This window comes from Psychrobacter sp. Ps3 (assembly GCF_022129275.1).
GTDB lineage: Bacteria > Pseudomonadota > Gammaproteobacteria > Pseudomonadales > Moraxellaceae > Psychrobacter > Psychrobacter submarinus.
In genome coordinates this window covers 64,201-89,294 of record NZ_JADQAL010000002.1, presented here as the reverse complement: position 1 = coordinate 89,294, position 25,094 = coordinate 64,201, and the positions used below count along the sequence as shown (strand labels likewise).

Annotated in this window: 19 protein-coding genes and 3 tRNA genes; 20 read left to right on the top strand and 2 right to left on the bottom strand. The window is 45.1% G+C overall.

Going from position 1 to position 25,094, the window contains the following annotated elements; genetic code table 11:
- Nucleotides 1-4: 4 nt before the first annotated feature.
- Nucleotides 5-490: a RidA family protein gene (locus I3248_RS01050; protein WP_238062227.1), complete on the bottom strand. Its 486-nt coding sequence runs from the start codon at nucleotides 488-490 to the stop codon at nucleotides 5-7.
- Between the two features lie 131 nt (nucleotides 491-621).
- A complete protein-coding gene (locus I3248_RS01045) occupies nucleotides 622-1,413 on the bottom strand; it encodes a DUF4442 domain-containing protein (RefSeq protein ID WP_025645089.1) in 792 nt (263 codons plus the stop codon).
- 150 nt (nucleotides 1,414-1,563) lie between these two features.
- On the opposite strand from I3248_RS01045, the gene I3248_RS01040 reads away from it, so the two are divergent.
- The 20 genes from I3248_RS01040 to I3248_RS00945 all read left to right on the top strand — a co-directional run bounded on the left by I3248_RS01040 (nucleotide 1,564) and on the right by I3248_RS00945 (nucleotide 24,916).
- Nucleotides 1,564-2,982 carry an AAA family ATPase gene (locus tag I3248_RS01040; protein ID WP_238062226.1) on the top strand — a complete coding sequence of 473 codons (1,419 nt, stop codon included), beginning with the start codon at nucleotides 1,564-1,566 and terminating at the stop codon, nucleotides 2,980-2,982.
- 33 nt (nucleotides 2,983-3,015) lie between these two features.
- The gene (locus I3248_RS01035) at nucleotides 3,016-4,575 is read left to right on the top strand and encodes an McrC family protein (RefSeq protein WP_238062225.1); all 1,560 of its coding nucleotides are present in this window, start codon (nucleotides 3,016-3,018) and stop codon (nucleotides 4,573-4,575) included.
- Nucleotides 4,576-4,770: 195 nt separating this feature from the next.
- Nucleotides 4,771-4,847: transfer RNA gene (locus tag I3248_RS01030), tRNA-Pro, on the top strand.
- A 98-nt stretch (nucleotides 4,848-4,945) separates the two neighbouring features.
- A tRNA-Arg gene (locus I3248_RS01025) sits at nucleotides 4,946-5,022 on the top strand.
- 39 nt (nucleotides 5,023-5,061) lie between these two features.
- Nucleotides 5,062-5,137: transfer RNA gene (locus tag I3248_RS01020), tRNA-His, on the top strand.
- 420 nt (nucleotides 5,138-5,557) lie between these two features.
- The gene (locus I3248_RS01015; RefSeq protein WP_238062224.1) at nucleotides 5,558-6,502 is read left to right on the top strand and encodes an AraC family transcriptional regulator; all 945 of its coding nucleotides are present in this window, start codon (nucleotides 5,558-5,560) and stop codon (nucleotides 6,500-6,502) included.
- Nucleotides 6,503-6,871: 369 nt separating this feature from the next.
- Nucleotides 6,872-7,903: a hypothetical protein gene (locus I3248_RS01010; RefSeq protein WP_238062223.1), complete on the top strand. Its 1,032-nt coding sequence runs from the start codon at nucleotides 6,872-6,874 to the stop codon at nucleotides 7,901-7,903.
- A 161-nt stretch (nucleotides 7,904-8,064) separates the two neighbouring features.
- On the top strand, nucleotides 8,065-9,267 hold the full coding sequence (gene gspF / locus I3248_RS01005) for a type II secretion system inner membrane protein GspF (RefSeq protein WP_238062222.1): 1,203 nt from the start codon (nucleotides 8,065-8,067) through the stop codon (nucleotides 9,265-9,267).
- Nucleotides 9,268-9,861: 594 nt separating this feature from the next.
- Nucleotides 9,862-10,323 (top strand): type II secretion system major pseudopilin GspG, encoded by a 462-nt coding sequence (gspG, locus tag I3248_RS01000; protein ID WP_037058954.1) that lies wholly within the window; start codon nucleotides 9,862-9,864, stop codon nucleotides 10,321-10,323.
- Between the two features lie 310 nt (nucleotides 10,324-10,633).
- Nucleotides 10,634-11,206 carry a protein-disulfide reductase DsbD N-terminal domain-containing protein gene (locus tag I3248_RS00995; protein WP_238062221.1) on the top strand — a complete coding sequence of 191 codons (573 nt, stop codon included), beginning with the start codon at nucleotides 10,634-10,636 and terminating at the stop codon, nucleotides 11,204-11,206.
- Nucleotides 11,207-11,261: 55 nt separating this feature from the next.
- Nucleotides 11,262-13,460 (top strand): protein-disulfide reductase DsbD, encoded by a 2,199-nt coding sequence (gene dsbD, locus I3248_RS00990; RefSeq protein ID WP_238062220.1) that lies wholly within the window; start codon nucleotides 11,262-11,264, stop codon nucleotides 13,458-13,460.
- A 488-nt stretch (nucleotides 13,461-13,948) separates the two neighbouring features.
- A complete protein-coding gene (locus tag I3248_RS00985) occupies nucleotides 13,949-15,331 on the top strand; it encodes a phospholipase A (RefSeq protein ID WP_238062219.1) in 1,383 nt (460 codons plus the stop codon).
- Between the two features lie 23 nt (nucleotides 15,332-15,354).
- Entirely contained in the window at nucleotides 15,355-16,200 is an 846-nt protein-coding gene (locus I3248_RS00980) for a ComF family protein (RefSeq protein ID WP_238062218.1), read from the top strand.
- A gap of 278 nt (nucleotides 16,201-16,478) precedes the next feature.
- A complete protein-coding gene (locus I3248_RS00975) occupies nucleotides 16,479-16,949 on the top strand; it encodes a prepilin-type N-terminal cleavage/methylation domain-containing protein (protein WP_238062217.1) in 471 nt (156 codons plus the stop codon).
- Nucleotides 16,946-17,446: a type IV pilus modification protein PilV gene (gene pilV / locus I3248_RS00970; RefSeq protein ID WP_238062216.1), complete on the top strand. Its 501-nt coding sequence runs from the start codon at nucleotides 16,946-16,948 to the stop codon at nucleotides 17,444-17,446. Before I3248_RS00975 ends, pilV begins: the two co-directional genes overlap by 4 nt.
- The gene (locus I3248_RS00965) at nucleotides 17,446-18,420 is read left to right on the top strand and encodes a PilW family protein (RefSeq protein WP_238062215.1); all 975 of its coding nucleotides are present in this window, start codon (nucleotides 17,446-17,448) and stop codon (nucleotides 18,418-18,420) included. Before pilV ends, I3248_RS00965 begins: the two co-directional genes overlap by 1 nt.
- 113 nt (nucleotides 18,421-18,533) lie before the next feature.
- A complete protein-coding gene (locus I3248_RS00960) occupies nucleotides 18,534-19,352 on the top strand; it encodes a pilus assembly PilX N-terminal domain-containing protein (protein ID WP_238062214.1) in 819 nt (272 codons plus the stop codon).
- 76 nt (nucleotides 19,353-19,428) lie between these two features.
- Nucleotides 19,429-23,889 (top strand): pilus assembly protein PilC, encoded by a 4,461-nt coding sequence (locus I3248_RS00955; protein WP_238062213.1) that lies wholly within the window; start codon nucleotides 19,429-19,431, stop codon nucleotides 23,887-23,889.
- Entirely contained in the window at nucleotides 23,889-24,458 is a 570-nt protein-coding gene (locus tag I3248_RS12170; protein WP_275949271.1) for a prepilin-type N-terminal cleavage/methylation domain-containing protein, read from the top strand. Before I3248_RS00955 ends, I3248_RS12170 begins: the two co-directional genes overlap by 1 nt.
- Nucleotides 24,458-24,916: a type IV pilin protein gene (locus tag I3248_RS00945; protein ID WP_275949270.1), complete on the top strand. Its 459-nt coding sequence runs from the start codon at nucleotides 24,458-24,460 to the stop codon at nucleotides 24,914-24,916. The genes I3248_RS12170 and I3248_RS00945 overlap by 1 nt, the downstream gene beginning before the upstream one ends.
- Nucleotides 24,917-25,094: the final 178 nt, after the last annotated feature.

The following is a 25,094-nucleotide window of genomic DNA, read 5'->3' as shown; positions in this document are numbered from 1 at the left end:
TATATTATTTAGCAGCCATACATTCGATCTCAACACTTGCTCCAGCCGCTAAGTCTGCTACGCCAAAAGCAGAGCGTACTGGATAAGGCTTAGCCAGCTCGGTTTTGTAGACGTCATTAAAGTCATTAAAGTCGCCCATGTCCGTGAGCATGACCATACATTTGACCAAATCCGACTTTTGATAGCCGTACTGCAGTAGCGTGCCATTGATATTATCTAGCGCTTGCTTAGCTTCTGCTTTGACACCGCCCTCGACCAACTTACCGTCTTTAAAACCGATTTGTCCTGACATATACAACGTGTTACCGACGCGAACTGCACTTGAGAACGGATACTCACCGCCGCCGCCCAAAAAGATCGGTTTGGATTGGGTTAAGGTCGGGTTATTTGTAGTAGCCGCCTGCGCACTAAAAGCTAAGCCTAGAGCTAGTGCTGCGGTAGGTAAGGTTTTGCCAAGTTTTGCGGCAAGTGATTTATGATAAGTCATCATTATTTTATCCTTATTATTGCAGGTTTAGTTTTAGATATTCTTAGTTTTAGGCAATGCTAGCTAACGTTATCAATGATTATTGTGATTGCTCATTAATGTATTGACCAACAAATCTAATGCTAGCTTTTGAGCTAAGTATCCGTCTGTTCTTTATCTATAGAGTTTTGCTCAGCGTTATCAGTATTGTCGGAGTTATTAGTGTTATCAGTGTTATTAGCGTTATTGGTTTCTGACTCTTGCGCGGATGATTCGCGGCCTTGACGACGCGCTTCTAGCTCAGATTTAGGTATCCAAGCCCAAGTCATCTCAACGGTGATAGGGTCGCGGGTGCTTTCAGATTCTCGATCATTGATGACGCAAGGGATGACCATCTCACCTTTTGGCGTATTTAGAATCTTCAGACGCTGCTCGTCAGATAAAGTCGCGACTGCCGCGACTTGGCCTTTTTTGAGCGGGCGATAAAAATTGACCGAGTAGGATTTTATCAGTAGCATCCGATCTGTTGGCAAGTTAAGACCCAAAATAAATCCTGTGGCCGTTTCAGCCAGTAACGTCACGGCGACCGCATGGATAGAGCCGATATGGTTCTGCACGCCTTTGTCGTTTTTTAAGCTGACGATGACTTGGTTGGGCTCAACAGTTTCGTAATAAACGCCAGTCGTTCCAACATAAGGCACCACTTTACCAAAGGCTTTGGATAAAATCGTAGAGCGCGCGCCACTAGGCAGATATTTAGTGACTGATAATAGCTTGGAGAATTGATTATTCACAGGCTTTAAGGTACTGGTTGGTGCGTTGGTTTGCTCTTCTTTGTCCGTGACCGTATTGATAGCTTCGGCGACCTTTTCAGGCAACTGACTGGGAACCTTTTCGGTGACTTTTTTGGTTAATTTACGGGGTAAGTTATTGAATAATCCTGACATATAATATTCCTAGGGTGACACCATTTAAAAGTCATATTGCAATGAGAGATAAGCGGCATATGATAGCATTGAGCGACTTATCGTTTTGTCTATTAGCATAAACTACCACGCCCTCAAAATACAGTAATATACAGTGACCTTATGAGATCTATGAGCCCCACCGAAACTTTATCTGCTAACCAAAACCCCGTCAACGTCATCTATAGCGGCGTTGCTGGTACGGGCAAAACGTATCGACTGCTACAAATCGCTAAGCAGTACAGCGACTGTTTGCCTACCATTGACCACCAGATGTGGCTAACGCAGCTGGTCAGTGAATTGAGCTGGCGCGAAGTGGTCTGCCTAATTTTATTAGACAAAAAAACGCGGCAAAAAGACTTAGTGAAAGTACCAGAAATCGTGGCGCATGAGTTTTTTGTTACCAAAGCGGCGCAAAATGAGCGCCTAAAAAACCTTAATAACACGGTTTGGTCGGTACTGCAGACGCATAGTCCAGTCGGTTCACAAACGGTCAACTATGATAAGCGCGCCAGCCAAGCTTATTTTGATAAAGATGAGAGCGGCGCTTGGTATCTATTAGCCGATAGTCTGACACTGCTAGAGGACTTACAGCAGCAGCTAACAGAGTATCGTCAAGCTAAGCAAACTAGCAGCGCTCAACCCATACGTAACGAGCGTTTTAGTATGGTGAGCTTTCATCAGGCTTATGGTTATGAGGAGTTTGTTGAAGGCATTCGTCCGGTGCTCGGCGCTCATCGCTCAGGACAAGTCAGCTACGAGGTGCAAGACGGCGCGTTCTTACAGCTGTGTCAGCGCGCAGCTCATGATCCTGAGCAGCGTTACGCTATGCTGATTGATGAGATCAATCGCGCCAATGTCGCTCGTGTGTTCGGCGAGCTGTTAAGTTTGATTGAACCGGACAAACGTGTGGGCATGCCCAATGCCATGTCTGTGACGCTTGCGTATTCTGGGCGCTCCTTTAGCGTTCCGGCCAATGTCGATATCTATGCCACAATGAATACCCAAGACCATTCGTTAGCTCCGCTCGATATGGCACTACGCCGACGTTTTCGCTTTATTGATTGTCCGCCGCAGCCTGAACTGCTCGCGACGATTTGCGTTGATAGGAAGGCGGTTGATTTAGGGCAGTTATTGGCTGGAATCAACAGCCGAATCACGCAGACGCTTGGACAAGAAGCCCAGTTAGGTCATGCGTTTTTATTCACCGTTAATACGCTAGCGCAGCTGCAAGCGGCGCTAGTAGAGCAGATCATTCCGCAATTAGTGCAAGCTACTGGCGGACAGCTAAAGATGCTACAGTTTTTATTTTGTGATGAGGGGCAGCCTTTGGCCGCGCAGTTTATTCAAGATGCGCAGATGAGTAGTCAGCACGCAGTGGCTCAGGATGCAAAGGCTTATAATGATACAGCTGCTCATTCACATGTTTTGGCGTCTAACGGTATTTTTGCCTCATCCAATATGGGCCATAGCGGTTATGTTATCAATGCTGACTTGCTAGCTGGTACGGGTAAGTTTGTTCAAGCGGCAGCATATCAGCGCTTATATTGAAGCTACATGGCAATCCTATTTAAAGAATAAACGATGGTATTTAAAACAAACACAGATGGCGCGGCACAAGTCGTGATGAGCGTGCACGAGCATCAACGCTTAACTGTGCATGATTTTACTCATGCCAGTGACTTTAACTGGCTGATGGCGCAAGAGCTGCCAGTATTTAGTATTAAGCGTCAGCGTGGTCAATGGCAGCTTAAAGTCGGCCATTATATAGGCGTTATCCTGCTGCCCAGTCATATTACTTTGGAGATACTACCAAAAACGCTCGCTCATACCGTTGGCGAGAAGTCCAAAAATTCGCATTTTGAGAGCGCAAATTTTGAGCACGCGCATTTTGACAATATAGTACAAACTCGCCAGTGGGTTGAGCAGATGCTAAGTACTTTAATTAATGCCAACGATGATCAGCTACCAGCGCTCAAAAACTTCGGTCAAGCTAGCGCCAATTTGACGCCGCTACCGGTAGCAGGTGTTCCTATATCGCAGTGGCTACTAGAGCAGTTTTTGCAGCTACTTAGCCGTCATCAGCCAAGTCAGCACTATCAAACGACGGTTGAGAACCAAGCGTCTTTGCAAGGCAAACTGCGTATCAAAGAGCAGCTACGAGACAATAGCCATCAGCCGCATAAGTTTGTCAGCGAAGTCAGTACGCTCAGCACGCAAATGCTTAGTAATCGGCTGATCAAAAGCGCCTTGCAGCTTGTTGAGCCCCTCTTGACAGCTCCGCTACTGCCCAAATACTGGCTAGCGTGGCGCAGTATCATGGCTCTTAGTCCGCACGAGTATCAGCAGCTCGACTCACTATATATCAGTGCCAAGCAGCAGCTCAGCCAGCAACCCGTTGGTAGGCAGCAACGTCAAGCATCTCAGCAGCTGCTAGCTTTTGCTTATTGGCTACTTAAGACTCAAGCGGCAACGATGCCTACGGGTAATATTATCAGCAGTCATCAAAAAAGTGGTCACCAGTCAGACCTTAGTCATTCAGCACCAATACGCCTGTGTCTATTACTCAACATGAACCTAGCCTTCGAGCAGTGGGCGAGCCTAAGGATCGCTAACCATTTCGCTCAACGCCAAGATCATTATCTGCCTCTTTATCAAGCTCAGCACGTCTGGCTCAAAGATCATTTAGGACAAGCGCAGCTGTCTATGCGTCCTGATTTATTGATTTATCGGCAGGCATCAGAGCAGGGCGGCGCTAGCCGTAGTAATGAAAGGGGCGCTACCTGTTATTGTAGCCATGTCATAGATATTAAATGGAAGCTGTTAGCTAAAGCGGGTGACATCAGCGCAAGTGATGCTTATCAGCTCAGTAGTTACGCGCAGGCCTATCAAGCCGAGCAAGTCTGGCTGGTCTATCCTGTAACTGATGGCCGCTCGCGGCCGATCGCGCTCCATCGTCAGCGGGACGCACGTTTTGGCCCTGCTACTAACGCAGATAACAGCACGGCAAACCGCGCTCAAAACAGCACTTGTAGCACTAAGCCTACAGAGGGAGCCCTTTGGCTCATGCCATTTAATGTCTTGACGGGTCAGATACTAGAGCCTGTATACAGCGGTGAAGATAGTAAAGAGCGGTTTGGATAAAACGCTCAACAGATCCTGATTTTGTCTCTAAAGTGGTGCCAAATAAAATTTTTTAAAAATAGGTGTTGACAGTATCGTGTTTACCCCTTAATATGTGCACCTCGATAGCGAGGAACACGACGTAATTAAAAGCGCAGTTCATCTGATAGCTAATAATTATTTAATCGTTTACGTTATTGAGACAATAGAGAATTTCGGAGTGTGGCGCAGTTTGGTAGCGCATCTGGTTTGGGACCAGAGGGTCGTAGGTTCGAATCCTATCACTCCGACCATCTATTTTAAGAGCCTTACAGGCTTTTTTTTATGTATAATGGTTTAGTTGCTGATGTTTAGATAACAGCTTAGCCAAATAGATAAAGAGCCCTTAAGAGCGCCTGTAGCTCAGCTGGATAGAGCATCTCCCTTCTAAGGAGGTGGTCGCAGGTTCGAATCCTGCCAGGCGCGCCATTTAGCCTGCAAACCTTGCCTTCCTTGGCAGTAGTTATGGCGGTTGTAGCTCAGTTGGTAGAGCCCCGGGTTGTGATCTCGGTTGTCGTGGGTTCGAGTCCCATCAGTCGCCCCATATTTTTTTATATATTTCCTTCTTACTACTTTTAGTAGACCTTATCGCGCACTACTGTGCCGCTGACAAAGCCTAATGCTGTCTTTTCTTTAGCTCAAACTTCCAAATGTTTAAACCCTAAATCGTATAAAATCTATTAACGTTTGCCTTGTTGGGCATTTTTTTGCGTCTGGATTTTGTATTTTTGCGCTTTTTAGCTGCTCGCTAAACACTTGCAATTATATTTAGACTTTTATCACGGCTTTTATGTGTTTTGTAGAAGCCAAAAATAATGGTATTGTCTAAGTATAAGATGTGTTTAGCGTATGTATATTCTTATTTAGAGTCCAAGTTGAACGATTTGACTTGTTTGCTAATAGATATGTGGTTTATTTTGCTACCGCTGACTAATTAGTCATTGGATTGTTGAAGGAAAAATCGATGGATACCCTAAGCGTGTTATTACAAAACGTGAATTTGTTTGACACCAAATATCATCGCATCAATGGCGCTGGTAACTGGTCTTATGCAATCGATAAAAAAGATACCATCTTGTTTTATTTAGTCCTCTCTGGCGGATTTTGTCTGGATGTTGGTAGCGAAGTACGCCAAGCTCACGCTGGTGATATTATTATGATATCTAATGCGGCTCAGCATATTAGCTATGCTCTAAACTATCATGGTAATGAAGCAAAATCTTTGGATGCTAGATTGGTCAATGAGGCAGATAGTATTATCGAGCTTAATCCAGTTGGTGATAACGGTGACAACAATGTGTCTTTGATTTTAATCGAGTGCCAATATGATAAAGAGATGACTCGGCCTTTATTATCGGTGCTGCCCTCGATTTTACCTGAGCTTAGTGATGCCTCAGATGCTCGGTTTGGGGTGTTAGATATCGAGGTCAAACTACTCACTTTAGAGTCTGAAAAAGAGCGCATGGGTAAGATGGCCGTTATTAATCACTGGGCCGGTATTATGATGATTGAGTGTCTGCGCACTTATATAGAGAGCTTGCCTGAGACCACCGATAATTGGCTAAGAGCGCTAAAAGACCCCTATTTAGCTAAAGCGATAGCCGCTATGCATTATGAGCCCAATGAAAACTGGACGATTCATAAGCTTGCTGAAGTGGCCGGCATGTCGCGCTCGAGTTTCGCGCAGCGCTTTAAAGAGGTGGTCGGTATGCCGCCTTTGACTTACTTAATTGACTATCGTCTACGCTTAGCATCACGCTACTTACGCTTACAGCAAAACAGTATTAGCCGTATCAGTGAGCTGGTCGGTTATGCTTCAGACTCCACATTTAGCCAAGCTTTCAAACGCGTTTATGGCATGTCACCTAAAGCCTATCGCCAGCAGTATCAAAGAAGGATAGCGGTGTAATTCAAGCAAATCTTGATGTTTTAGTGACGCAATGTCATGATGCTCTAACATTATAAATTTAGTCATCTAAACCTGATAAGCTCTAGGATTAACTTTATAATCTTAGGGTTTTTTTTGGTTCATAGGTCGCCCTAAAGACAACCAATACTTAGGTGCAACCTAGCGCTACTGACATAAATTCCTTTAGCGTAATGTCCTATGCTACGAGTAGCGCTGTTGTCTTACGATATATAAACAGCGCGCTATCGCTGTTAGGGCAGCTGACAATGGCAGTGGGTTCAGGTACTATAGACAGTGACTCGTTTTAGAGTATCAATCCCAAAACGATATTGCCGAAACGATATTTATTTTTGTTAGCGAAGATATGTTATGACCCAACCGAATTCTGAGCAACACTTTGTCACACTTGTACCTGCCGCTCATGATAGTAGTGACCACGCTATAAGTAATGACAAGGCTACAACGAGTGCTATAACGAGTGATGAGCAGACAAACAAAGGTAGCGCGTATCGCAAGTCATCATCCTCTACGGCAGCGCCTAATAAGGCTGAGCTAGTACAGCGATTTTTAGTTCCGGTAGCTATAGATCAAAGCGTTGCCGCGCCTGATACACAAGGCAGTGTGGCAGAGCAGCGCCTAGCACTTTACCGTGACCAACATGAGCGTACGCGCCTGCTTTATCTGGCTCCGGCGAACGTGCGTCCCACTTATTTAGTACAAACCCTAAAGACGCAGTTCGCTGAATATCAGCAGTTTACGCTCGCCAAGCAACTCGATAAGCGCGGTTTGCTTGAGGTGGAGTCTATAGAGCGTCTTTGGCAACAGCTACATGTGGTTGATGATATTATCGCTGATATCGTCAGCAACATGCCTGCGCAGCAGCCAGCAGGTTGGCAGCTCACCGCGCAAGACGGACACAATCCGCTGCGCCTGCCTACTGTTGGCAAACTCAAACATGGCAAGCCTATCGTTGATCAAGCTAGCCTAAACAGCTATGTTTTAGGTCATTTCGGTGTCAGTAGCTTTACCTATGATCGTGGCTATTATATCGGACATGTCATTGGTTATTTATTCAGCTGCTATTTTTGCGCGCACCTATCGATAAGCTATGGGGTCGCTCCGCTTGGCGAGCAAGTGGTTGAGGGCTATGAATATGCCAGTCTCGAGACGCCTTACATGGTACGTTTGCTACAAGGTCTAGACGGCTACTGCAAAAAGCGCGTTTATCAATTGGCAGTGATTTGTGCACGTTTAAGCGTTTATGCTAGCGACAAACGCATCGAAAAAATGCTGATTGCTGAGGTCAATGACTTCGATAAAAAGCTACAACAGCAGCACTTAGAGGTATTATTGCTACAAGGAATGATGCCTGAGAGCCAAGATTCGACGCCTTTGTTCTAGCCGTTCATCTTTTTCATTGCTCTCATTCTTAACCGAGACTCTAGCGCTTTAGTAGGTTTAAAAGCGAAAGCCGCTTTATAAGCTGCATCTTTAAAGCTGTTTGGTTTGCGCTATTATCGTGCTACTTCTCCCTTATTCGCTCATTTAGGATCCTTGCTGTTATGGCCGCTTATCATTACAAAGCTTTTGATGACCAAGGAGCGATGCAAAAAGGCCTGTTAGAAGGTGATTCTGCACGGCAAATACGTCAGCAGCTGCGTGATAAGCACTGGACGCCGGTAGAGGTCAGCGCGGTCAATGACAGACAAGATAAACACAAAAACCGCTATAAAAAACCGTCTGCTTATGAGCTTGCGCTACTCACGCGTCAGCTGTCGGTGCTACTAGCAGCCGGTATTCCGCTAGAAGAAACACTAGCGGCCGTCGCCAAACAATCGCCTAAAACCCATATCAAGTCCTTAATGCTTGCAGTGCGCTCGCATGTGTTAGAAGGCTTGAGCCTTGCCCGTGCTTTGCAGCAAGCGGCCAGCTTTCCGCCGCTATATATCGCCACCATCGCTGCCGGCGAAAAATCCGGTCATCTAGATCTTATCCTCAATCAGCTCGCCGACTACACCGAAAACCGCTTTGCACTTCAAAAGAAGATTCAAGGCGCTATGGTCTATCCCATTATATTGATGGTCATGGCAGCGGCGGTCATCATGGGGCTGATGAGCTTTGTGGTGCCCAAAATTGTCAAAGTGTTTGAGCAATCCGAGCAAGCGCTGCCTTGGATTACGCAAGTAGTGCTGACGCTCTCCAATATCATTACCGACTGGTGGTGGCTGATATTACTTGTCTTAGTGGCAGCTGGGTTTGTCCTGTACCGCTTCGCGCAGACGCAGGCGGGTAAGCTGGCTATCGATAGTTTGGTGCTCAACTTACCGATACTGGCAAGACTATCTAAGGGCCTGAATGCCGCCCGTTTTGCAAGCACCCTTGCAATATTGGTACGCTCTGGCGTGCCTTTGATTGAGGCGCTGCACATCGGCGCGGCGGTGGCGACGAACTTGCATATCCAGCAGACTATTATGACTGCCGCCGACCGAGTCACTGAAGGCGCAAGTCTCTCAAGTCAGCTTGAGCGCTCCTCATACTTTCCGCCAATGATGGTACAGATGATTAAGAGCGGGGAGAACTCAGGCGAGCTTGAAAATATGCTGAGCCGCGCCGCCAACATGCAAGAAGCGGAAGCCACAAATTTTATCAGCACTTTATTATCGCTACTTGAGCCGCTGATGCTGGTGTTTATGGGCATTATCGTAATGATCATCGTTATGGCAGTGATGCTACCTATCGTCAATATGAATGACTTGGCAGGATAGGCTAGCTTTCTTAAGTTTTGCGCACTGTTGTATATTGTTGACTGACACCTATTTGCGCTTATCCCCGCCAGCACATTAGGCTATAGTAGCGAGCATCTATCATGCAATATAAAGCAAAAGGCGTTTTAAAGCGCCTAATGAAGCATCCAAAGTGTCGTCTGTCTGCTGACGCTGGTGGAAAAATAGTAGCTCATAGTCTATAGTGATTAGGGCGTGTTGAACATTCACAAATGCGCACTGCTGATAGCTACTAGTTAATCAAAGCTGTGTTCTAGTCGTCGTTAAAATTGCAGATAATGCTTATTGCATTGGCTAGCTGATTTTATTTAAACAGTCGCAACGACTAGGGCGATTTTAGCATCAGCCCTCACGACAACAACAGGGACAGGACTATTTTTTGCCGCTTTATTGATAAAAATAGACGCTTAGAACGACTAAACTTACCATTTTTATCTGCAAATCGCCTAAAAAATAGTCTCTGTCAGTGCCATGGTCGAATGTTCAACACGCCCTAAATTTTACAGCCCTTTATTACTGACTTTTATTATTAACCCAGTACGGATGCAAGCGATGACTAAGATGAATCAAGCGCAAATGATTAGCATAAAAGCACAACAGCATCAGCGCCACCTGACAAAAACAAGCTCACAAACCGGCTTTACCTTGATTGAGATTATGGTGGTTATCGTGATTTTGGCAATTTTGGCAGGCTTAGTGGTACCTAGAGTGGTAGGACAAAGTGACAAAGCACGAGTCAAAACCACGGAGACGGCGCTTGCGACCGTATCGAACGCGCTAGATATGTACAAAGTGGACAACGCGCGCTATCCGACGTCTGGACAAGGCTTAGATGCGCTAATCACGCCGCCAAGCGACGCCAAAAACTATCCAGAAGGCGGTTATATTAAGGGCGGCTATCCAACGGATGGTTGGGATAATGAGCTCCAATATGCCTCGCCTGGTAGCGAAGGGCGTCAGTATGATCTGTTCTCGTTAGGCGCTGATGGTCAGCAGGGCGGTGAAGGGCTAGACGCGGATATTTACGCACAAATATAGTTATTTACTGTCCATGGCTTCGATTAGCTTTTGGCCATACAGCTCTAGCCTATAAACACTCAATATCAATCAATAAGTCATTATTGGTTGATATTTTTTATACGCAGCTATCATGAGTGACCATAATGGTAAAATATAGTAATATATAAATTTATATTATAATAATTTTAATTATGTTTTGCGCCGCGTTGTTTTCATCAATTTTCAATCACCATATGTAGGGTGTGCACACATCAAATTTAAGATTACAACGCAATATTTATCACCGAACACCGATAGTATTCAGAACTGCTATTAGAGGTCATTGTCTATGTCTATCAAAACGCTTTTGTCAGCGTCAGCTATTATTAATAAAACTCACGTCAATAAAATGTGCTCAAAAGCACCTCGTGTATGGGTCATTACTGTAGCCGCTAGTTTATCAGTGACCGGACTGTCAATGAGTGCGCAGGCTGCTGGTCTAAGCGATCTGTTTAGCAGCAGTAGCAGTAAGTCATCGAAGTTTTTGCCAGTGGATAAAGCCTTTGACGTGTTGACGAGCAGCAAAGCGACGAGTAAAGGCACGCGCTTAGCGATAACCTTTGATATCACGCCGGGCCATTACGTCTATAAAAGCCAGCTCAAAGTGCGCTTTCCTAAAGGCATTAGCGCCACGCCTTTTACCTACAGTCAAAAGCCGGTGACTATCGATGATCCTACCTTTGGTAAAGTGCCGGTATTTAAACAAAGAACGGTTGTCGCGACCACCACTTTAGCCACCAAAAATGGTAAAGACGCCAAAAACGCCCCAATCCTTATCGATTGGCAAGGCTGCGCTAGCGCAGGACTATGCTATCCACCAGAAAAAGCAACCACTAAAATCAATATTCCGGCGACTCGTTAATAGTCTTTATCAGTGCCTTGCTTGTGCAATATCAGTAATAAAAAGGTAGTCCTTTATGTCTATAAAGACGTCAATGAATCATCCTGCACCGACAAAAAAAGCCCGCTCAGCTGCCGCTTATCTACTGGCATTAGGGTTATCTAGTAGCTCGCTAGTAACCGGCGTGGCCGTCACAGGGTTGATGGCTGTTTCTACTACCTCGCAAGCAACATCTCTTAGCGATTTATTTGGTAATAGTAGCGATAAATCCCCAAAGTTTTTGTCTGTAGAAGAGGCCTTTCAAGTCACGAGCAGCACTCAGCCTGTTGCTAAAGGCACACAGCTTTCTATAAATTTTGATATCACTCCAGAGCATTATGTCTATAAAGATCAGCTCAAGCTTGACTTGCCGGCTGGGGTAAGCGCCAGTGCGTTCAAGTTCAGCCAAAAACCCGTTTCTATCGATGATCCGACTTATGGGCAAGTGCCCGTGTTTGACCAAGCCAATGTGGTGGCTAGCACGACGCTGACAACGACCAACGGCAAAAGCATAAGCGGCGGCGAGGTGACGATAGGTTGGCAAGGCTGCGCCAAAGCGGGTCTGTGTTATCCGCCAGAAAAAATCAAAACCACAGTGTCTATTAATGCTGATGCTGATGCTGATACTAGTGGGGACAGTAAAGGCAGTAATACGGCTACAATAGCAGCCACGAGCACTCAATCAGCCATGTCGTCTGCGCCAGCCACTGACGAAGCTATCGACTATGATGATTTAGATGGCGATGCGATTGATTACGATACTTTAGATAGTGGCACTTTAGATAGTGGTACTTTAAATAGTGACATGACCGCGACTGGCACAGTCTCTGGCGGCGATAGCAGTATCGACGGCGAAGAGAGCACCAACCTTGCCAGTGACGGCACGACAACGAGTAGCCAGACTCACAATACTAGCAATACTAGCAATAACGGCATGATTAACGGCTTAGGTAACGAAGATCCGTTTGGGCTGGCAACGCATCCTTGGCTGGCTTTATTACTGTTATTCGTAGCAGGGTTAGGGTTAGCGCTGACGCCTTGCGTATTACCGATGCTGCCGATAGTGGCCAATATTGTCGCCCGTCAAGAGAACCCAACCGTCAAAAGGGGCGTTATTTTAACCACAAGCTATGCGCTAGGCGTTTCTATTGCTTACGGCCTGCTTGGCGCGGTGATTGCGATATTTGGCGAGTCGCTTGGCATCATTGGCTGGCTACAAAACCCTATTATCTTGATTAGCTTTGCCATTGTTTTTGTACTGCTGGCGCTGTATATGCTTGGCGTCTTTACAATTCGTTTGCCCCATGCTATGAGTAACAAGCTACAGAAATTAAGCCAAGCCGGCGACAGCAAGCTTGGTAGTACTAGTGGTAGCTTAGTCGCTGGGTTTTTATCCGCTTTAGTCGTCTCGCCTTGTGTGTCTGCGCCTTTGTTTGGCGCACTGTTGGCGGTTTCTACTATTGGCAGTCCGCTACTCGGTTTTATCGCTTTATTTATGCTCGGTTTTGGTCTCTCTGCGCCGCTGATCTTAATTGGCGCGACGCAAGGCAAGATCATGCCCAAAGCTGGCGCGTGGATGGACTGGGTCAAGCAAGGCTTTGCGCTGTTATTATTCGCCGTGGCACTGCTAATGATTGAGCGGGTCTTTATCTCGCCGGTGATGCTTCTGGTTTGGGCATTATGGTTTATGGTGGTCGCGACTTGGGCGTGGAGCTGGGCCGGGAGGGCGCGTATGCTGACGCAAGCGCTAGGCTTAGTCGTCGGTATTTGGGCGACGATGCTGATTATCGGTACCGCCTTAGGCAATGAGGATAGCTTACATCCGCTAGCGTCACTAACAGCAGCGCCAACGATGGTGTCATCAGTAGGACAAAATAGCGAGCAAGCCGCAGGAGCTCAAGCGACAGATGAGCATGTCACCACATTAGCAGAACTAGATACCATTATCGCTGCGAACCCTAAAGTCATCGTCGATGTCACTGCTGAGTGGTGTATCGAGTGCCGTATTATGGAAAAAAACTTATTTCATAATCGCCCCGCGCAGATGCAGGACTGGCAATTGGTCAGACTCGATATCACTGAAACCACAGCGGACTCAAAAGCCATCTTAGCACGCTATCAGCTGTTTGGACCGCCTTCGCTGCTATATTATGTCGACGGAGAGCTGGTCAATAAGCAAGTCGGTGAGATCGGACGCCAACAGTTCGAACAGACTTTGACGGCTTTGAATAATTGATATCAGATTCAATCGTCTAAACGAGCGCGATACTTAACTTTTAGGTTGGATATAGCGCTTTTTTATGACTAGAAAAAAATTAGCGCTGTTAAGTCTTCTTAAATGCACAATGCGTAATATTAAGTAGGGATAATGCTAGTATAATGCGCATAATTTTATTACAATAACGCAACAATATTTGATGGCTAATGCTATTGCCTTATTTTACATAGATAAAGCAGTAATAGTGTCTAAGAGCAGGCGATGACTTGTCTTTTATATCACTGACTATCACCGCTATAGTCGATTCAATCTAAAAAGTATGATGTGTTACTCAGATCACTCTTGTGCAGCGTCGAAAGTGAGCCGCGCGATAGAGAGACTGATACCAGTAATATGCCAAAACTTTTGACCCTTTTTACTTTGAATTCAATATAGTCTCTACTTATTTGTGCTGTCCTCAGCAGATAATATGCCGGCATCTTTGCCCCTCATGACCAAGGATTACTATGTTTGCTCAGGTTATTACCCGATATCAAGCTCAGCTTCAGCCGACTTTCAATACTGCATTAAAGACGCCTTTGAATGTGGCTATAGGTGTCGCTTTAAGTTGCACCGCTTTGCAAGCCCAAGCCGCTAGCGAGGCGTCAGTCTACAATGAGATACCAGTAGCTGGGGCTAACGTAGAGTATTTAGGCGATGACGCTATTGAACCGAGCCAAATGCCTAGCGATGCTTTTATTGCGCAGCAAGCTCAGCTGTTTCTTGAATGTACCGAGGTTCAGACGAGCGCGGCACGTTTGGCTTGTTTTGATAAAGTAGCAGAGCAAGGCAAAACGCCTAGCTATACCATGAGTAAGCAGCCTGTAGATCTCGCCAAAACCTTTAAAACGACGATCTCCGGTAACCCGCAAGTGATACTCGCGCAAGACGACTTAGACGAGGCTGACGACACCTTAGACACGGAACAAGAGCAGACTAATACAAGTTTAAGTGCAGTAGGGCTGACAAAAAGAGAAGCAAAAGTATTAGAAGAGGTGGGAGTCACCCAAGAGCAGATAGAGAGATATTCGCCGCTAAGCTTAGCGTATGACTTAGATCAAAACAGCGAGCGCGGCACTTGGACGGTCAGACCGTATCGGCCAACTTATGTACTACCGCTATTTTATACCTTTGATCCTAATCTTAGCCCAACCCCTAGTAATCCAGATGAACCCGGTGAAACATTTACCTCTAATGACGTTCGCAACACTGAGCTAAAGTTTCAGTTATCGCTAAAGACAAAGGTTGGTGAGGATCTATTTGATACCAGTGCTGACTTATGGTTTGGTTATACTCAAGAGTCGCATTGGCAGGTCTATAACGAAGATAACTCAAGACCGTTTCGCGCGACGGACTATCAGCCAGAGATATTTTTGACTCAGCCAGTAGCTGCTGACTTACCTTTTGGCGGACGTTTGCGTATGCTAGGGGCGGGCGCGATTCACCACTCAAACGGTCAAGACGACCCTTTATCACGCTCATGGAACCGCGCTTATCTACTAGCCGGAGCGGAGTGGGGCAAGCTCTCAGTAGTACCGCGTCTGTGGGCTCGCATCAACAATGAAGATGAGAGTAGCGAAGATAACCCAGATATCGAAGATTACATGGGCTACGGCGATATCAAGTTCTTGTATGATCTACCTGATCAACAAAGCCTCAGTGGTACGCTGCGCTATAACCCAAGCACCAATAAAGGCGCGGCACAAATCGACTATATTTATCCCTTGTCCGAAAACGTCAACGGCTATGTGCAGCTATTCCAAGGGTACGGCGAGTCTATCATTGATTATAACCACGAAAACACCGCTATCGGCTTCGGTATAGTGCTCAACGACTGGAAAGGCTTTTAGGATAACTATTAGGAGTCTAGCCCTTGCGCCGCCCTGCACCTTACCAGTTTGGATTGTGGCTGGCAGAGTATGTCAATATACGCTGCCAGCTCTGCGGCTGTTACCGCAAAGCGCTCTATACTAATCCTGCAGACTCTACTTCTTCAGCTCTATCCGCCAGCCGCTTATCCGGCTTACTGTCCACTGCTAATAAAAGCCTGCTTTGTCAGCGCTGTCAGCGCAGTATCGCTTGGCTACCTGCGCCATTTTATGTCGATATTGCCGCGTCCGTCAGCTTACCGATTCAGGCGGCCAGCTACTACGATTATCCAATTCGTGAAGCTATTCGCGCCTTTAAGCATAGCGAGGATATGACTCGCCTACCTCTGCTGGTACATATGCTGCGGCAACTGCCTAGGCCGAAAGGCTGTCATGCGGGCAACAGTGTCATCATCCCTATGTCCACGACCGATGACCGCTTACGTAAACGAGGTTTCGATCCGGTCACTATCCTCTCAATCCATCTCGCCAAACACTGGCAAATCCCCTTATGGCATGGGGTAGAGCGCATGGACGATACGGTTAGCCAGCAAGGCCTCACCCGAAGCGAGCGCCTAACCAATCTAAATGATGCTTTTGTACTGACTGAGACCCCGCCAGTCAAACGCTTACTGCTATTCGATGATGTCGCAACCACAGGGGCAAGTTTACAAGCATTAGCGCGTGCCTTCTTACCAGACCAGCCTTATCTAACCCCTCTAGAAGCTACTAGAACAGCTCATGGTAGTATGAATTACGCTACTGATAGCGCCAGCCAGACTGCTGATGTTAAGACTAATAAGTACCATATTTCAGCGTACGCTCTGGCACACGGTAGTCAAAACCAATAATTCTTACAGACTGTATATCCACTGTTATAGCAAAGATGACTAGAGTCTTGACGTTTTTAGTGTTATTTTTGTATATAATCAACCTCAATTGTTTTTGTATTATTTAAATGTGTAAAGGTATTCAGGCCGTATTGTCAGTAGCTAATAGCTTAGATAAACGGAACAAATATTGCATCTTGATAAGATATGACTGTTTTTATAACAGAATAAAAACAATAGCATTTCGCGAATTATTGCTAGTCAACTTAGCGCTAACTATAAGGTTTTAGGATTTGGATGTGACCACTGCTTTATCTAATTCGTCTTATAACAATAATCATTCGGCAGGGTTTACCCTGATTGAGCTGATGGTAACGATTGCGGTGCTTGCTATTATTGTCGGTATCGCGGCGCCGAGTATTAGTACGCAACTGGCCAATCAGCGCGTAAAGGCAACGGCGAATACGTTGGCTAATGCGTTAAAGGAGGCAAAGGCTGAGAGTCTTATTCGTCGTCAGGAGATTGAAGTCTCTATCGATGATGACGACTATAAAATCGAGATTGAAGATAATAGCTCAACTAGCATCGCAAGCTATACTTATAATACTAAGAGTGTTATAGATGGTGATGACGTAGAGTTTAAACCTAACAAAACTGCCGATGAAGAGACGCTGACTATCTGCGATAGCAATACCAATGCAAGTCCACGACTAGTCAAAGTGAGTAAGCTTGGACAGGTTAGCGTTTCTATAGGAGGAAGCTGCTCATGATGCATCGTCAGCGAGGCGTGGGTTTGGTCGAAGTATTAGTCGCTGTTTTACTATTATCTGTGGCAGTATTGGGTTTTAGCGCCCTACAACTACAAGCAGTCAGTGCTACTGATGAAAGTCTCATACGTACCCAAACGTTGAGTGTTATTCGTGGATTAGCAGAAAATATGCGCGCTAACTCAGAAGAAATCGATACTTATGAAGAAACGATTAATGATAGCGCTGCAACAAAAGTAACTTGTACAGATGGGCAGTGTACAGCGGAGCAAATCGCTATCAACGAATCAGTAATAATAACTAAAAAGCTAAAAGAGTATGACGTAGATATAAGTATGGTTACCTGTCCAGGTACAGAGGATTTTTCAGAGGTAAAATGCGTGGTAGCCGCTTGGAGCGATACCGTAGCTGAATTAGACGATACTGATACCAAAGCCTGTGCTGATGAAGATGGCATATATAAAAATGGTAGCAGCTGCATCATTATAGAGACATACTGATGAGACATAATATAACGTATTCAAGATACCAAAGCGGCTTTACGCTTATCGAGCTGATGATATCGTTGGTGTTAGGTCTGCTGATATCAGCGGCTGTTATACAAGTATTTGTCACCAGTCAGCGTGTCGATCGTATCCAAACAGCAGGCTCCGAGATTCAAGACTCTGCGGTATTTGGTCTACAGGCTATCGAACAACAGATAAGACTTGCTAATTTGGGTAATAATGGCGTTCCTCTTAATGATAAGACTGTTTCGGGCGGAGTAGTACTTACAAAGAGTAAAAACCCAAATGCTAATGTTAATTTAATTATTAAAAAAAACTTAAATAAAGGATATCTAACACGTAGTGATGGTCTAACAGGTGGAAATGGTGCAAACAACCGCTGGAATAAAAAGTTGACTAACACTGATGTTAAGAGCGATCAGTTGACTATTCAATATCGCAACACTACAGGTCAAGTTATACAGGACTGCGAAGGCGAAGATATTCAAGTCGATGATAGAGTTATTACCCGCTACTTTGTAAGGCAAGATAGTAATAAAACCGGTAAAAGTAGGAAAAATCTCAATCTCAATTGCGACGCTGGGCGAATCGCAGCTGACGGTACTTTGATAAATTTTCCTGATGCGGGTGAAACGGTCATTCAAAATATAGACCAATTCAATATTCGTCTAGGTGTCAAGCAAGAAGTTCCTACAGCAGGAGGAGGTAGTAGCTATGAGTATCGAGATATGACAGTCAAACAATACATGGATCTCACTACTGATAAGCCTTTTATTACTAATATTAAGCTGGCCATATTGGCTAGAAGTACGGCTAATAGCCCAGTAGATAGTAACAACAAGTTTGACATATTTGGTGTAGAGCAAACTCTAAAACCGCAAACGGACGCGCCAAACTATTTACGTAGAGTCTATACTACTAATACGCTATTACGTAATGCTAGAATCGTAAACATTATTAGAAGTTAGCAGCTAATATAGAAAAGTAGATTTATCTAGTTTCTTTTAGTGGCAGTGGCACAACTTCTTTGATCAATCCATCAGATCAAGCTTATCTTGACTGAAAAAGGTAATAGTTAGCTATGAATAGCAACCGCTCGCGCAATTATCCTTCACTAGCTTCCGCCCAGCGCGGTGCGGTATTGATTGTGGTCTTATTATTTTTAACCTTAATTATATTAGTCGGTGTGATTGCGGTACGTAATAGTAGTACCGATCTTAAGCTAGCTACTAGCGATCAGATAAATACGGTACTACTGCAGTCCTCAGATAGTGTCAATAACAAGATCGAGATGTCGGTAAACGGCTTGCCCTCTAGTGAGCAATACAAGCAGATAATGGGGATTACCGGTATTTTTGGCTACTATTTTTTGGGTGATAATGATGATGATCTGATTGATTTTTGCTATCGACCCCGTTCCGCCTTTTTCAATATTGATAACGCAGTTATACGCCGTGGTGGTGGCAAGATAGTCAATAATACTACTGGGTATTGTGACTCCACTCAGGCTGATGATTATACGAGCAGTCGTAACACTACCATGACGCAAGTTATGATCAAAAACGTGAGCTCTACTGCTAATAGTGGGCCTTTTGAGCAGATGAGCCTAGGCTCGGACTCTGAAGAAAAAACTTCAAAAATGTATACCTTTGATATTTACTCGACCTCAGTATTACCTGCCTATGGTAATGCCAAAAATGAGAAAGTAAAAGAGTGCTTTGCAAAAGATGCCTCGGATGACGTAGATGGCGTGGCAAAATGTATGAGCGACAATAACATACCTAATAAAATGCTGGTAGAGCAGGTCGATGTGGCCAATATAGAAAGTAGCGATTACTGTACTTATTTCGGTAATAGTACCAAAACAGGTAGCTCAAATGCCTTGTGTAGAAACAGCTAAGTCACGCACAGCTGATACTAGAGCTATTACACAAATGCTGTCACGCTTATGGTAGCTATGATTAAGAGATAATATTATGAAACTCAAACCTATCAATCGTTTTCAAGCGTCCGTAGCTAAAGCTATTGCATCTGATGCTCAAAATACCAGTAAACCTTGGTGGTGTGTCTCTAGTCTGAGTGCTGCGGTATTGGGTATGGTTTGTATGACTATGTCGCAAGCGGCAGTCAATCAAGATGGCGTAGTCAGCCAAATTGGCGATTTGAGTATCTATCAGCCGGCCGCGACTGCACGTACTAATTTGATGATGATGATTGATACTTCAGGTTCTATGGGGATTAGCTCATTGGTACTACCAAAGGTAAACCCCTTCGGTAGTCCAGGTGATGTAGATGTCCCCTTGTGTGATCGTTTCCCAGTCGCAGAGTATAATAACTCTAGAAACGCGGCTTATGATATTTTTGAATGGGCTTACAATCTTACCGATAAAAATCCAGCTAACGAGACTTTCAATAAGACCTCTATAAAAAAGAGCGTCACGATTGGTTCTGAAACGATTGATTATTATGTGCGCGGCTGTACGAAGGAGGTTGGGCAGGGAGCGAATGCCAAAACGGTTACAGAACTAGATCGACTGTCACGTTTAAAAGATGCCTTACTGCCTTTATTAGCTAGTGATCAGATCAGCGATACTGTATATATGGGACTTGGACACTTTTCATCAAAGGCAGAGCCTAACACAGGTAAGCCCATTACTATTGGTAATGCATCTAACGTATTAGTAGATGGTCACTCAGGGCGTATACTAGTGCCTGCAGCCCCCTTGACGACAGCCCAGCGCCAGAAAATAGCAAAAGCCTTGGCAGGCTTTCAGTCACTTGATACCACCACGGATGAAGATGGTAGCGAAAACCCTAATCTCAAGCTCTCTAGCGATAGCTATCCAAATGTCACGAAGTCCTCAAGTGGCACACCTACTGCCCATGCTTATGCCGAAGCAGGAGCGTATATGATGGGTACTGGGACAGGCGTAGATAATAGTATATCCAACATCTCGAATGTTGGCGTTATTTACGATGGCTATATGGTCAAGCAGAAATCGGTCAACGACGATGAGCAGGTATACTTTGTTTGTGTTGAGTTAGGTACTACAACAACCTCAGCAATCGGAGCGGTAGTAGAACAGTGCGTGAACAATTGGCCAGGACGCAGCGGCAACAACATTGCTCAGGGTACTGTCAATAACGGTATTTATTACCCTAATGGTTCTGGCGGATGGGCAAAAGTGACTAACCAAGCTGATTTTAAAACGAAAATAAAAAGTTTAACTGGTAAAGATGTCTCTATAAATAACTTATGGGACACTTACAAGGCTTTACCTGTCGGCTGGCGTTATGGCGGTTGGTTAAAAGTAGATCAAGAGCCGCTAGATATCGAGCCTATTGTTGGTACAGTATGGGGCTATGGAGAGGGAATACGAGGTTTAGTGTCCTATCGAACCAGCCCGTTTTCTATAATTCCTGGTACACAAAATATGATAGGAGGCTTGAGATACTCAGCAGCAGACACTAAAAACCCTAGTGGCACAGCTTATATTCAAGGGAGTAGCACAGAGACCTGTGATAGTAATGGTATTTACTTCTTAACCGATGGCGCGCCAAACTCGACTAAGCCTGAAATGGCGCGTACGATTATGAACCGATCATTAACTAATTCTTATGGAATAAGTGGTGTACCAACTGGATTGGTCTCACCAAAATTACAATCCAATCTGTTCGTTGGTGAAACAGGCGGTTGGGAATATATTGGCGAGTATGCCAAAAAACTATATGACAAAGACGAAAACCCATCTGGGGCCAGTATTAGAACAGCGGTAGCAGGCTTTGGTTCATCATTTGCAGGTATCCCTAAAAATAGTGATGATACTTATAATTGTGATGCGGCCACTAACTTAGATGCCAAAAACGCTTGTAAATGGGGTGGGCCAGATTATGGTAACGGTGGTTTCTTTTATGCACAAAGCTCTGAGGATATTGCCAATAGCGTGCAAAAGTTCATCACTGACTTAAATCAGATTATTAATACCACTCCAGCAGGTACGATTACTGTGCCTGAAGATCCATATAGAACCAGTACCACTTTGCCTTATGCTTATCTGCCAATGATTGAGCCTAAGATAGGCGATACTTTTAAGGTATGGCCGGGCAATCTTAAAAAGTACGAAACTAAGAACGGCACCTTATATGGTAAGAATAACCATCGTCTCTACAGCGATATAAAAGGCACTCTTAATGATAGTGCAGCGGATCAGTGGCAGCAGTCTAGCCCTATACTAGGGAATGCTTCAGTCACTAACGGCGGGTTTTATTCTCGTCTGCGCGCTCCTACTCTCAGCGCAGTAGCTAGTACGCGCAATGTATTTATTGAAAACTACAAAGTTTTAGATAACACAACCATACCTAGCGGCGTAGTCAAAGTAGGTGTCGATAGTACAGGTACTCCGATAGGCTTCCCAAAAATCAACGATAGTGTTTATCGCTCTGGCGGCTTGTCGTTATTAGAGTCCAAGCGCATTATGTTAAAGTTTTTAGGTTACGACGTTGATTACTTATTTGATTATAGAGATAGTGACGGTACGGTTACCTATATAGACGAGATGAAAATGCAAAACTACCTTCCAACTGACACTATTCGTCAGGTCGGCGGTGTGGTTCATTCAAAACCCACTTTAGTCTCTTATAGTGCAGAGGTAGATGAAGCCGGTAACATTACTGCGGACAACCGTGAGGACTATCTATTATTTGGCTCAATGGATGGAGCGCTGCATCTGGTGGATGCTGAGACTGGTGAGGAGCAGTGGGCGCTAGTGCTACATGAGATGTTCCGTAAGCAGCCCAAAGCGTTAATCAAAGGTGCGATGGGAGAGTTAAGTTTTGGGGTCGACGCTCCTTGGTTAGTGAGTGCAAAATATCGTTATCAGTCAACCACGACTGATGGTACCAAGACTCGCAAAGTATCATTATATAAGCCTGATAGTAGCAATGCAGAAGACGTTACTAACACCAGCAACTTCTTGCCTATGGCGGCCTACGGCGGCTTTCGTATGGGCGCTGATGGACTATACGGCTTAGATTTAGAGGATAAAGATAAGCCTAAGATATTATTTAGTATTACTGCTGATACTACTAATGCTACGCCTGTGCTACACCAGAATAATAACGGTACGTTACAGACCACAGTGAATAGTAATTATAGCAATGTAGGTCAAATCTGGAATCGGGTTACTACCGCACGCATAGGTGCTGGCACGGCCAATGGCAAAGCCAAAGATGTGATCATCTTCGGTGGCGGCTATGATATGGCTTATGAAGATCCACAGTTTGTACCTACCACTGCTGCTAGAGGAAGCTCACTATACATCGCTGATGCCAAGACAGGCGAGCATATATGGTCGTGGGACAACCCGTATAATCATAGTATCGTCGCAGGTGTCACCCCACTTGATCGTAATAACGATGGTCTATTTGATCACTTATACTTTGCTGACTTAGGCGGAAATGTGTTCCGTGCTGACTTTATCAATAGTAAGACAGAAACTTATAGCAATGTACGAGTAGTAAGAGTGCTAGAAGCCTCTAGTAGCAACGCTGCAAAGCAGATGCCTTACCGCTTCTACGATCGTCCCGTCGTAAGCTTCTATAGAGATGCTCAGAGCAAGATATTCGCACTAGTGAACCTCGCTTCAGGGGATCGTAGCTCACCTTTAGCCAAGCGTCGTGACGTTAATAGTACTAATAACTCCAAAGCCAACCGGATTTACGGGATAATCGACAGAGATATAGCGCTGCCCGATTTATTGACCGTAGCCACATCAACTCTTAACGTTAGGGATATGGACGATGATGACTTGGTGGAACTTGGCGGCGATAAACTAGTGACAAATGCGAGTACGGGTCTGCGTGCTGCTAAAGAAAACTTAATCGCCGAGATGGTCAATAAGACCAAAAATGGCTGGTACTATCCACTAACCCGATTCGCAGGACATGAGAACGTCTCCCACCTAAAGGCCGTGGGCGATTACCGTGTTATCAATAGCTTCTTATACACGTCCATCTATGATCCCAATATATCGTATAACGATGGCAATGTCTGTGAGGCCCAAACGCTCGGTGGTTCAGAAACTCAGCTATACTGTCTCCCCTATGGTGTCTGTATGGATGAGACTTCTATGACTGGTACCGGTGGTTTCTTGCCAGCGGGTAAGGGAATTCAGGAGCTAGCGCTAGGAGCCGTAAATTCAGAGAACTTAGATACCACAACGCTGTTAGGTATCCGTACTTTGAGCGAGCGTATGGATGATCCGCGGTTAGGCTATGGAAGTGACCCAAACAAAGATCCTATTAAGTTTATTACCGATCCTGATAATCCTAACCCTTATGGCAACGCGACTACAACCGATGGTGATGGGATTATGGCCAGTATTTTGTTTAAGCCCAGATTTGAGCTGACCCCGACGCAGTGGTTTGAGAGTAACTAATGCTTATCTCTACAGCTAAGTCCAGTCGTAGCGCTAGCTCAGGCTTTACCCTTATTGAGCTGATGGTGGTGGTAGTGATCATCGCTATATTAGCGGCTATCGCCATTCCAAGCTATCGCCGCTACGTCATCATCAATGCCGAGCGTGATGTACAAGCCAAAATGCTACAGCTGCAGCTACAGTTAGATCGTTGGCGCGCGTCAGCTTTGACCTATAAAGGCTTCAGGCCACAGAAAATAACTAGCGCTAGCGGTAGCAATACGAAAACGTACGCTTATGATGACACTGCAAACAAAACCATCTATGTACCAAGTGGCGCGACAGCCAGTAATTACCGCTATAAGATTATGCTAGTCGATGGCACTACGCCTACCAACTCGCTTATCGTAGCGGCAGGGGTGGACAATGCGACGGGTAGGGCGTGGAAGATGCTAGCTGAGCCTAATTCTAATGGTATTACTAAAAATGCTCATAATATGCTATTGACTAGCACTGGGACGCGCTGTCAGACGACTAGCAGCATCGCGATTACCGCGACAGACTGTGGTACAGGTACGAAGGAGTGGTAATGCTAGCTTTAAAGACATCCATGCAGCCCACTAAGCAAGTAGGCTTTACCTTGATAGAGCTAATGATCGTCGTCGCCGTCATCGCGGTACTGGCATCTATTGCCTATCCCAGCTATCAGAGCTATGTCATTAAGTCCAAACGCGCTGATATGATGAGCGAGATGCACAATATCGCCTCTGAGATTGAGGCGCGTAAACTAGCCCAAGGCAGCTATAGTGCAATAAGTGCAGCGGTAACCAGTGAGTTTGATGAGAAGGGTTATCCAACTCAAGGGGAGGCATTATATGAGGTGAGTGTTACGCCAGATCCTTTGACGGCTAAATGGCAAATCACTGCTGAAACTATTGATAATACACAAGTAGACGGTGATGGTGACCTTAGCCTCAACTACCAAGGCATTAAATGTCGAATGATCAATAGTGTCAACACTTGCGGTAGCGGCGATGAGTGGAACTAAATGCCATTAATTGGCAATGATGATATAAATTTTGTCAGTCGCTATAAATAATTGACAAAAAACGTCAGCTAAAGTTACGCTTTGTTATGTTAAGTTACTGAACTGACAATAATTAGCAGGTTGACAGTAACAATATGTTAACGCTACACTAACAGGCGGTCGAATTACTGTTATAAAC